Annotated in this window: 10 protein-coding genes and 1 pseudogene; 7 read left to right on the top strand and 4 right to left on the bottom strand. The window is 48.8% G+C overall.

Features of this window, described 5'->3' with window-relative positions; translation table 11 throughout:
• Positions 1 to 658: 658 nt before the first annotated feature.
• From COW15_RS07575 to COW15_RS07545, 7 genes are all read left to right on the top strand, one after another.
• The gene (locus tag COW15_RS07575) at positions 659 to 835 is read left to right on the top strand and encodes a hypothetical protein (RefSeq protein ID WP_293631430.1); all 177 of its coding nucleotides are present in this window, start codon (positions 659 to 661) and stop codon (positions 833 to 835) included.
• Positions 836 to 929: 94 nt separating this feature from the next.
• Entirely contained in the window at positions 930 to 1,112 is a 183-nt protein-coding gene (locus COW15_RS07570) for a hypothetical protein (protein WP_293631429.1), read from the top strand.
• Between the two features lie 86 nt (positions 1,113 to 1,198).
• Entirely contained in the window at positions 1,199 to 2,203 is a 1,005-nt protein-coding gene (locus COW15_RS07565; RefSeq protein WP_293631428.1) for an MvdC/MvdD family ATP grasp protein, read from the top strand.
• Positions 2,197 to 3,063 carry a hypothetical protein gene (locus tag COW15_RS07560; RefSeq protein WP_293631427.1) on the top strand — a complete coding sequence of 289 codons (867 nt, stop codon included), beginning with the start codon at positions 2,197 to 2,199 and terminating at the stop codon, positions 3,061 to 3,063. The genes COW15_RS07565 and COW15_RS07560 overlap by 7 nt, the downstream gene beginning before the upstream one ends.
• 4 nt (positions 3,064 to 3,067) lie before the next feature.
• Positions 3,068 to 3,583, top strand: coding sequence for a MauE/DoxX family redox-associated membrane protein (locus COW15_RS07555; protein WP_293631425.1), 516 nt, complete (start codon positions 3,068 to 3,070; stop codon positions 3,581 to 3,583).
• A 9-nt stretch (positions 3,584 to 3,592) separates the two neighbouring features.
• Entirely contained in the window at positions 3,593 to 4,162 is a 570-nt protein-coding gene (locus COW15_RS07550) for a redoxin domain-containing protein (RefSeq protein ID WP_293631423.1), read from the top strand.
• The gene (locus tag COW15_RS07545) at positions 4,159 to 5,937 is read left to right on the top strand and encodes an ABC transporter transmembrane domain-containing protein (RefSeq protein WP_293631421.1); all 1,779 of its coding nucleotides are present in this window, start codon (positions 4,159 to 4,161) and stop codon (positions 5,935 to 5,937) included. The genes COW15_RS07550 and COW15_RS07545 overlap by 4 nt, the downstream gene beginning before the upstream one ends.
• Positions 5,938 to 5,994: 57 nt before the next feature.
• On the opposite strand, the pseudogene COW15_RS07540 reads toward COW15_RS07545, so the two are convergent.
• The 4 genes and pseudogenes from COW15_RS07540 to COW15_RS07525 all read right to left on the bottom strand — a co-directional run bounded on the left by COW15_RS07540 (position 5,995) and on the right by COW15_RS07525 (position 8,468).
• Positions 5,995 to 6,621: pseudogene (locus tag COW15_RS07540) on the bottom strand (IS982 family transposase).
• Positions 6,621 to 6,884, bottom strand: coding sequence for a hypothetical protein (locus tag COW15_RS07535; RefSeq protein WP_293631419.1), 264 nt, complete (start codon positions 6,882 to 6,884; stop codon positions 6,621 to 6,623). The pseudogene COW15_RS07540 and the gene COW15_RS07535 overlap by 1 nt, the downstream one beginning before the upstream one ends.
• Positions 6,885 to 7,072: 188 nt before the next feature.
• Entirely contained in the window at positions 7,073 to 7,333 is a 261-nt protein-coding gene (locus COW15_RS07530; protein ID WP_293631417.1) for a hypothetical protein, read from the bottom strand.
• Between the two features lies 1 nt (position 7,334).
• The gene (locus tag COW15_RS07525) at positions 7,335 to 8,468 is read right to left on the bottom strand and encodes an alanine--glyoxylate aminotransferase family protein (RefSeq protein WP_293631416.1); all 1,134 of its coding nucleotides are present in this window, start codon (positions 8,466 to 8,468) and stop codon (positions 7,335 to 7,337) included.
• Positions 8,469 to 8,501: the final 33 nt, after the last annotated feature.

Raw genomic sequence — 8,501 nt, 5'->3', positions numbered from 1 at the left:
CCGTTGTGAAAGGTGAATTATTGATTAACGTAAATGTAGTTCGAATAAAATAGGACATTGGCCTTGCTAACCCCAAGGTGACCATATATGTCCTATCTTTTACATTCTATCTGCTATGACAAGTAATCACTTGATATCGCTTTAGTTTTATCATTCTTTAGGGCTCAGCTCTGACTAATTAATGACCTTAATTGACAGCATTCTGACACCACATTCAGGCTGACACTCATACCACATCCCCTCATCGGATTAAACCCATAAGACGGAAATCAGGCCATATGTGGACGCTCCCGGTGAGTCAAGGCAATAGCTCGCTCACCGAAGGCTTTTGGCCATATTTACCGCGATTACATTGAGCACAGCTTAACGCAGTTATCTCAGCCAAACAGCGATTTCAACCGCCTTCTATCTTGGCAGGTCAATTTAGCCAAGATGTAATTAATCTGATGCTTACAACAAACCATCGAACCCCCATATCTTTGCCAGAGTATCCATAACAACTACAAAAGAGGATGCCACACATTAACAATAACAACACTTTATGTTGCTTTTAATTTACCTAGTTGTTATAAAAATAACCGAAGGACTTGTGAAGTAGCTGTAGGACAGGGTCTTCTGACTTAAACACTTACTTTAAAAATCAAAAGGAATTACCAGAATGAACAGCAACAAAAAACTTTTCGCTTTTAAACTGGCAGAAAAAAAGCAACTGTCTAACGTGTCTTCACAAAAGAATGATCAATTTAAAGCGCGTGAAGGCGTTGCAATCGCCGGCTGCACAGATCCTACTGGTAGGGGACTGGTTCGCTTTAGCGACACAGGCATGTATTGCTGATTAAGCAGTAAGAAAATACCCCGGTTTCGACCGGGTATTTTTCCCCCGCTTCTATTGTTCAACTCCCACTCAAACATTAAAAGGAATTAACAACATGAACAGCAACAAAAAACTTTTCGCTTTTAAATTGGCCGAAAAAAAGCAACAGGCCCACGTTTCTCAGCAACAGAATGTGCAGTTTAAAGCACGTGACGGCGTGGCAATCGCCGGATGTACTTTGGCGCCTGCAGGCAATGGACATGCTCCCCGTTACAGCGACACCGGCATGTATTGCTGATTTACGTTGTCCGAAAATCCCCGGTTTCTGACCGGGGTAATAGTTTCCCCACTGAAATTTCTCCCTCCCCCTCATTTAAGTGGAATATGAATAGAAAACGGATTTTAATCGTCAGCAACAGCGATGATCTGCATGTCGACGTACTCACTCCCCTATTGACAGCAAAAGGCGATACACCATTTCGTCTCGATCTGGACGCTTTCCCTCGTGACTACCAGTTTCATCAACAAATCGGCCAGCAAGGGTGTGAAGGCTTTATTCAACATCTGCCGACGGGTGACAGACTCGCCATCGAGGACATAGGGGCGGTATGGCTGCGTAAGAAAGGGGAATTTGCGTTTCTCAGTGCAGATTTAGGCCTGCAGGAAAAAGCCTACGCGATCGAAGAAACTGACCACACACTGTTTGGCTTATTGTACGGCCTCGACTGCTATTGGATGAGCCACCCCTTGGCTGTGCGTGGAGCAAGCTTCAAGGGAGAGCAGATGAAAAGGGCCGTCAGGCTGGGCTTCACTATCCCGCCGTCGATCATCAGTAACACTCCCCAGGCCGTCAAGTCGTTCAAACAGGCGCTGGAGGGCGACATGGTGTTCAAGGCGATGTCGTCATCCTTTTTAGCCGCAGACAAGGTATCGCAAGCAGAGCGGGAGTCTGATGGCATTCCAACCACAGTCATCAGCGATGAAGACATGGAGCAGATGGATGCGGTCGCCCTTGTGCCTTGTCATTTCCAGGGGCATATAGAAAAAGCCTATGAACTGCGCGTGACTGTGATAGGTGAGCGGGTATTCGCGGCGAAAATTGATTCCCAGCTGGATGAGCGCACCAAGACAGATTTTAGAGATTTCAGTGTGGAGATCCCCTACAGCGCAATCGAGCTGCCACAGCATATAGAGCAGCGTTGTCGCGAGTTTGTCAAAAGTTACGGCTTGAATTACGGCGCCCTGGATTTAATAGTGACGCCGGAAGATGACTATGTCTTTTTGGAAAATAATCCCGGCGGACAATTTTGGTTTGTGGAACAACTGGTACCCGAATTAACCATGATGGATGCATTGGCCGATTGTCTGATAGAGGGAGCCAGATGCTGAATTTGGACACTATAAGGGCGTTGGAAAGCCAGCGGGACAGCAAGGTATTGGTACTCGCTGCCAGTCAGCTCGATATCGAGTTAATGCCGGCACTCTATAACTGTTTGCGCCAACTCGGTCATGTCGAGCGACTGGATGTTGTGCTCTATAGCCGCGGTGGCATAGTGAACGGTGTCAGGCGCATTGCCTTATTATTGAGAGAATTTTGCCATACCCTTACTTTCATCGTGCCGCATTACTGCGAGTCATCCGCGACTTTGCTGTGTTTGTCAGGGCACGAAATCATCGCCGGGCCTTTGGCGGTTTTTTCTCCGATAGATCCTGCCTTGCATTCGGCCGAACCAAACAATGGCAACACTCCGTCCAGCCTGTCATCTCAGGATGTGCGTTTGTTTTCACAAATGATGAAGGAGTGGTTTGAACTCGATGACGATGAAGCCAGAGCGCAGTCGGCATCACATCTGTGCAGCAGCATATTCCCGACGACACTGACGTCCTTTTATCGCTCGACGCTCGAACTGCAACAGATAGGTGAACAGTTACTGGCGTTTCAGCTACCGGAACAGGAACCAGGCCTGCGCACCAAAATTGTCGCCCAGCTCCAATACGGTTATCACTCGCACACTTATGCCATTACCCGGGAAGAAATGACGCAATTAGGCTTAAAGATAAGGCAAGATCCCCGGCTTGAAGTGAGGGCCTGGGAACTGGCTGAACAAATTCGAGCCAACCTAGGTCCGGGCGCTTGCCAATCACTGGACGACGGTTGGTTTGATGCCATCATAGCCACTGCCCATGACGTCAATGGGCGTTGGTGCCACCCTGAAAGACCTTCTCCCTGCTGGAAAATCGTGAGGTAACATCTTGGCTTATTTGGCAGAATTTTGTCGTTTCCTCATCTTCATCCTACTGGTGCTCGCCGCCTGGGGTAAGACCGCCTCATGGTCCAAATTTGCAGACAGTCTGGCGGCGACATTACATCTGGCCGCGCCATGGCGCAGCGCCGCGGCACTGGGATTAATCACAATAGAGTGGTCGTTGGCGGCCTTGTTAATTCTCGACGGGCCCTGGCGTGCCTTGGCCATGCAGGCTGCACTGCTGTTATTTGTCTGCTTTGCCCTCTTCATAGCGTCGATTCTGCTACGGCACAGGTTGGTTAGCTGTCATTGCTTCGGGCAGGAAAATCGCCACGTCAACGGGCATGATTTTTACCGCGCGTTAATCTTGATAGCGGCTTGTTGCATTATGCTCAATTTTACGTCGAGCGACCTGGTTGTGACTCCGGCTTCACAGTGGCTGCTATTGGGGTGCGCGTTTTTGTTTGCCCGGCTCACAATACACTTGTCAGATGTTGTCATGATATTACGCCATGATGCTTAAGGATTTCATATGATGGACGTGACATTATTACACCTGGTTTTGGCCTGTCTCATTGTTATCGTTGCAATTAACCTTACCCTCACGTTCAGGCTATTCGGCATGATGCGAACCATGAATATGCCCGGTGTCGATGTCCTGCCTTTAACCTTACCTGTGGATGAACAGGTGCCCTATTTCGCGGGTGAAACCTTGATGGATAAGACACCGGTAAGATCGATAAACAAGCCGACTGTGTTGGTGTTTTTATCCACTCAATGTAAGGAGTGTCATGGCAAGCTCCCGGAACTTTGCCGTATACAAGCTGCGCTGAGACGCGCAGAGGTTGAGATCTGGTTGATCATGTCAGAGCACCCGGACAGGATAAAATCATTTTTGGCCGATACGCCACTGTTAAACCTGGTGGTATCAATGGACAACGAAGTACGAAAAAGTTTGAACCCACGTACGGCTTCCCCATTTTATTTATTTCTGGATGAAAACCGGGTGTTACAAGCCAGCGGTATGATAGGTGATCATGACTGGATCAGCTTTATCTCTCAGATGGACGACATATTAACGGAAGCGGAGTCTGCATTATGAACCTGGAGACAAGGAAATTGCACCGGCTCAGGCTGTCACTGATCAGACCCTATATTTATCGGCTCTTGCTTGGTTTCCTCGTGATGTTGGTCACTGTCATCATCCAGCTCAGTTTTCCCAAGGCCGTAGCCTACTTTATCGATAACTCAGCCCAGGCCCAGCAAGGAAGTTGGTTAACTTGGGTTGCGCTGCTCATGATACTGGTATTTTTGATCCACGCAGCGGCGACCTCCCTGCGTTACTACCTCTTTGAGTCGGCGGGCATCTTAATAGTGACCCGACTCAGACAAGCGCTCTATGGCGCGATTATTGGCCAGGGAATAGGTTTTTTTGATCGCAATAATGTAGGCAACCTGAGCAATAGACTTTCTGCCGATGTAGAAATATTAAAAGATACCCTGACCATGGCATTGGCGATCGCCCTGCGCTCCCTGCTGACTTGCATTGGCGGTGCCGTCTTGCTGCTGATGCTGTCGCCCGGGCTCAGTTTATTAATGTTGATCGTCGTGCCCTTATCCATATTGGCTGCCCGACAAGCAGGAAAAATGGTGGGCAGCAGATCAAAACTGGTTCAGGACAACCTGGCAGACTGTAACCATATAGCGCAGGAAAGCCTGACCAATATTCGCTTGATGCATGCCTTTGGCCAGCAAGATGGAGCCAAGCAGCGCTATCGCACGGCAACGGGTAAAACCCAGGACCTCGCCTTAGGCAACACGCGTATTTTCGCCGGCTTTCAAGGCGTCACCAGTTTCATCCAGTATATGGCCTTGCTGGTGACGCTCTGGTTCGGCGGCCAGATGGTGTTGGAAGGCAAGCTGAGTATCGGAGAATTAACCAGTTTTATTCTTTATGCCGCCATGGTGGCCATGTCGGCATCCGGAGTGAGTTGGTTTTGGGGGGAATGGATGAAAGCCGTGGGGGCGACGGAACGCGTCTTCGAATTGCTTTCCCTGCCGCCACAGATCCCGGAAGGGTCAGGCGGAGCAGATTTACCTCAATTAAAAGGCGAGATACATTTTGAAAATGTGGCGTTTGCCTATCCCGCCCGCCCCGAAAACCAGGCATTGAGAGGCTTTACGTTATCCGTTGCTGCGGGAGAAAAAATTGCCTTGGTCGGTGCATCCGGCGCAGGCAAGTCGACCATTGCCAGCCTGATCCTGGGTTTTTATAAGCCAGACGCTGGCCGACTCAAGTTTGATGGGGTGGATGCCGACACCTTGAGCCTGCATGCCATAAGACGAAATATCGCCATTGTGGAACAGGAGCCCAGCCTCTTTTCCGGCAGCATACTGGAAAATATTCAATATGCCCTGTCAGATCGACTGGCGACTGCAGAAGAAGTGATCCAGGCGGCCAAGCACGCCAATGCCCATGAGTTTATCTGCAAGCTGCCCTCCGGCTATGACACCCAACTGGGCGATCGTGGAGTGCAGCTGTCCGGTGGGCAAAAACAGCGAATTGCCATTGCCAGGGCAATTTTAAGGGATGCCAATATTCTGATCCTCGACGAAGCGACCAGCGCGCTGGATGCACACAACGAGTATCTGGTGCAGCAGGGCCTGGAAAACCTGATGAGGGGAAGAACGACTATCATGATCACCCATCGCTTCTCAACAATTAGCAGAGCCCAACGAATCGTCGTTATGGATCAGGGAGAAATCAGTCAAATAGGCTCTCATGATTCACTTATACTGAACAAAAATGGGATATATTGCCGATTGATGCAAAAACAGATCAATGACTTAGAAAGTGCTGTATCCATTCCAGCCTAATTGATATCAGCGAATATAGCTGCCTGCATAAATAACATGGTTTAACCTGAGATCGGTTTAACAAGCCATAATTGCAATAGCATTAAACTCCGAGTTGGTGATGTTCATTTGTGGCTTATTGTCTTTCAATTGGTAGGCGATGAGCCCCGCTACCATATTGAGCATAAAACCATGCGCACTATGGTGTCTGCAGTGCTCTATCTGAGAGATAGTTTTTAACTGGTCGTTGATGGTTTCTATGATAAAATGTCTCGACAGCATGGCCTTATCCCACCACAACATTGCCTTTGCCTTCATATTCTTCCGCACGTTCGTCACCAGCTTGGCGCCTTTCTCCAGTAATTCACCTGACAAGGCTTTGCTGATACACCTTTGTCTGCATAGAGTTTATTCATATCACTGTGCACCATCTCACTTACCGGCTTTGTGTCATGTACATTCGTGGGAGTACACCTTGGCAGCCACAATTCCGCCTTGATGATTGACAATTAAATACAGTTTAAAACCATAGAACCAACTCATGGTGCCTTTGTCTCTGTACGCCAATCCCACCAAGGTTTTATGGCGATTAATCCGTAGGTTGTGACAGACTTTGATACTTGTTGAATCAACAAATTCGATGTCAATGTGTTCACTTTTTAGGCTGGCAAAGTAGCTGCAAAGCGGCACTAAAACAGTGGACATCACTTCAAGAGAGCAGGTATAGCTGAATAAATTTGGGAAAGCTGATTGATAGAAATGAGCCAGAAAGCAGGTCTAGAAGTTTTTGAAATCAGGTGGTGGAACATCTGGAAAAGTATGAGGATAGTCATCACTTCGCTCATTGTCATACGACCAGCACGTTGGCGCTTGCGTGTTCCATCAGTTAACAGCGTTTTTTCCCATTCAGGGATGAAAACAGCACAAAAATCATCGACATCGAAAAACATTTCCACTAATTTATGCATAGGCTCTCCAGAGTGATTAAGTTTCTCTTGGTCGAAAGATCCGATCACAAAGAAGGCCATTAGTTCAAATTTTCTTATCCCGAGTTCAGGTTAATCAGTATGACCTAAATCAAAGCTACACTGGTTTTATAAAAATCCCCGCATTGCGGGGATTTTCAATATATCAAAGACAACTAAGACCCACAGCGTTACACACATTTTCCATCCGCTGACTTATCGGAAGAAAGTGCTCGACTGATGCCGCCGAAGATGACATTCAAGAAGCCGATACCGGCATCTTTTTGTCGCTCATCGGCGCTGCCCGTATCGTGGCCGCTTGCCTCTCGCATGCTTTGGTTATTGTTAGTTCCGCGCACAAAATCGCAGGACGCATTGCTGGTATTGTTCACCGAACAGGCACTGAGCAGAGCGATCATTAGGCCGCAAAGGGCAAAGCGTAATCTTGGCATATTAGTTCAACACCTCTTCTAATGCCTTGAGGCATAAGGCGACATTTTCGCGACGGGCACCAAAACCCATGAGGCCAATGCGCCATGCTTTGCCCGCAAGGGCGCCAAGACCAGCGCCGATTTCGAGGTTGTAATCCTTGAGCAAACGAGTCCGCACTGCGGCATCATCCACACCTGCTGGGATGTAAACTGCGTTAAGTTGTGGCAGACGCGAAGCTTCGGCAACCACAAAGTTTAGCCCTAACTTTTCCAGCCCAACACGCAGCACTAAATGCATGTCATGATGGCGTTGCCACGCATTCTCTAAACCTTCGGCCGCCAACATACGCAGGGATTCATGCAGTGCATAAAGCGCATTCACTGGCGCAGTGTGATGGTAACTGCGTTTGCCGCCCGCGCTGGTCCAATAGGCCATCACCAGACTTTGATCGAGAAACCAACTTTGCACTGGGGTTTTACGATTTTTCAGTTTTTCAACAGCAGCAGGCGAGAAAGACACAGGTGATAAACCCGGCACACAGGAGAGACACTTTTGACTGCCGGAATAAATGGCATCGATGCCCCATTCATCGACTCTTAACTCGACGCCACCAAGGGAAGTCACGGCATCGACGATTGATAAGCAGCCATGTTGTTTAGCTAATGCACACAAGGTCTTAGCATCGGACAAAGCGCCAGTAGAAGTTTCGGCGTGCACAAAGGCTAAAAATTTGGCATCGGGATTGGCTTTAAGCGCCGCTTCAACTGCAGCAGGATCGACAGGCGTGCCCCACTCATTGTCCACCAGCACAGCAATGGCGCCCATACGCTCGACATTTTGGCGCATACGCTCACCAAACACACCGTTACGGCAGACAATCACCTTCTCACCCGGCTCGACTAAGTTAACGAAACAGGTTTCCATGCCCGCACTGCCCGGCGCAGACACCGCCATAGTCATTTCGTTTTTAGTTTGAAAGGCGTATTGGATCAGGCTCTTAAGCTCATCCATCATGCCGACAAACAGCGGATCTAAGTGGCCAACCGTCGGTCTGGCCTGCGCCGCAAGCACTTCGGGATAAACATCCGACGGGCCAGGGCCCATCAAAATACGGCGAGGAGGATTAAAGGCGGTAAAACGCGGTGCTGGTAACATCATGTCTCCTTAATGCGTGCAGGTCGAGGTCTG

The organism is Shewanella sp. CG12_big_fil_rev_8_21_14_0_65_47_15, from assembly GCF_002783505.1.
In the GTDB taxonomy this organism is placed as follows: domain Bacteria; phylum Pseudomonadota; class Gammaproteobacteria; order Enterobacterales; family Shewanellaceae; genus Shewanella.
This window is presented reverse-complemented; position numbering and strand designations above follow the sequence as displayed.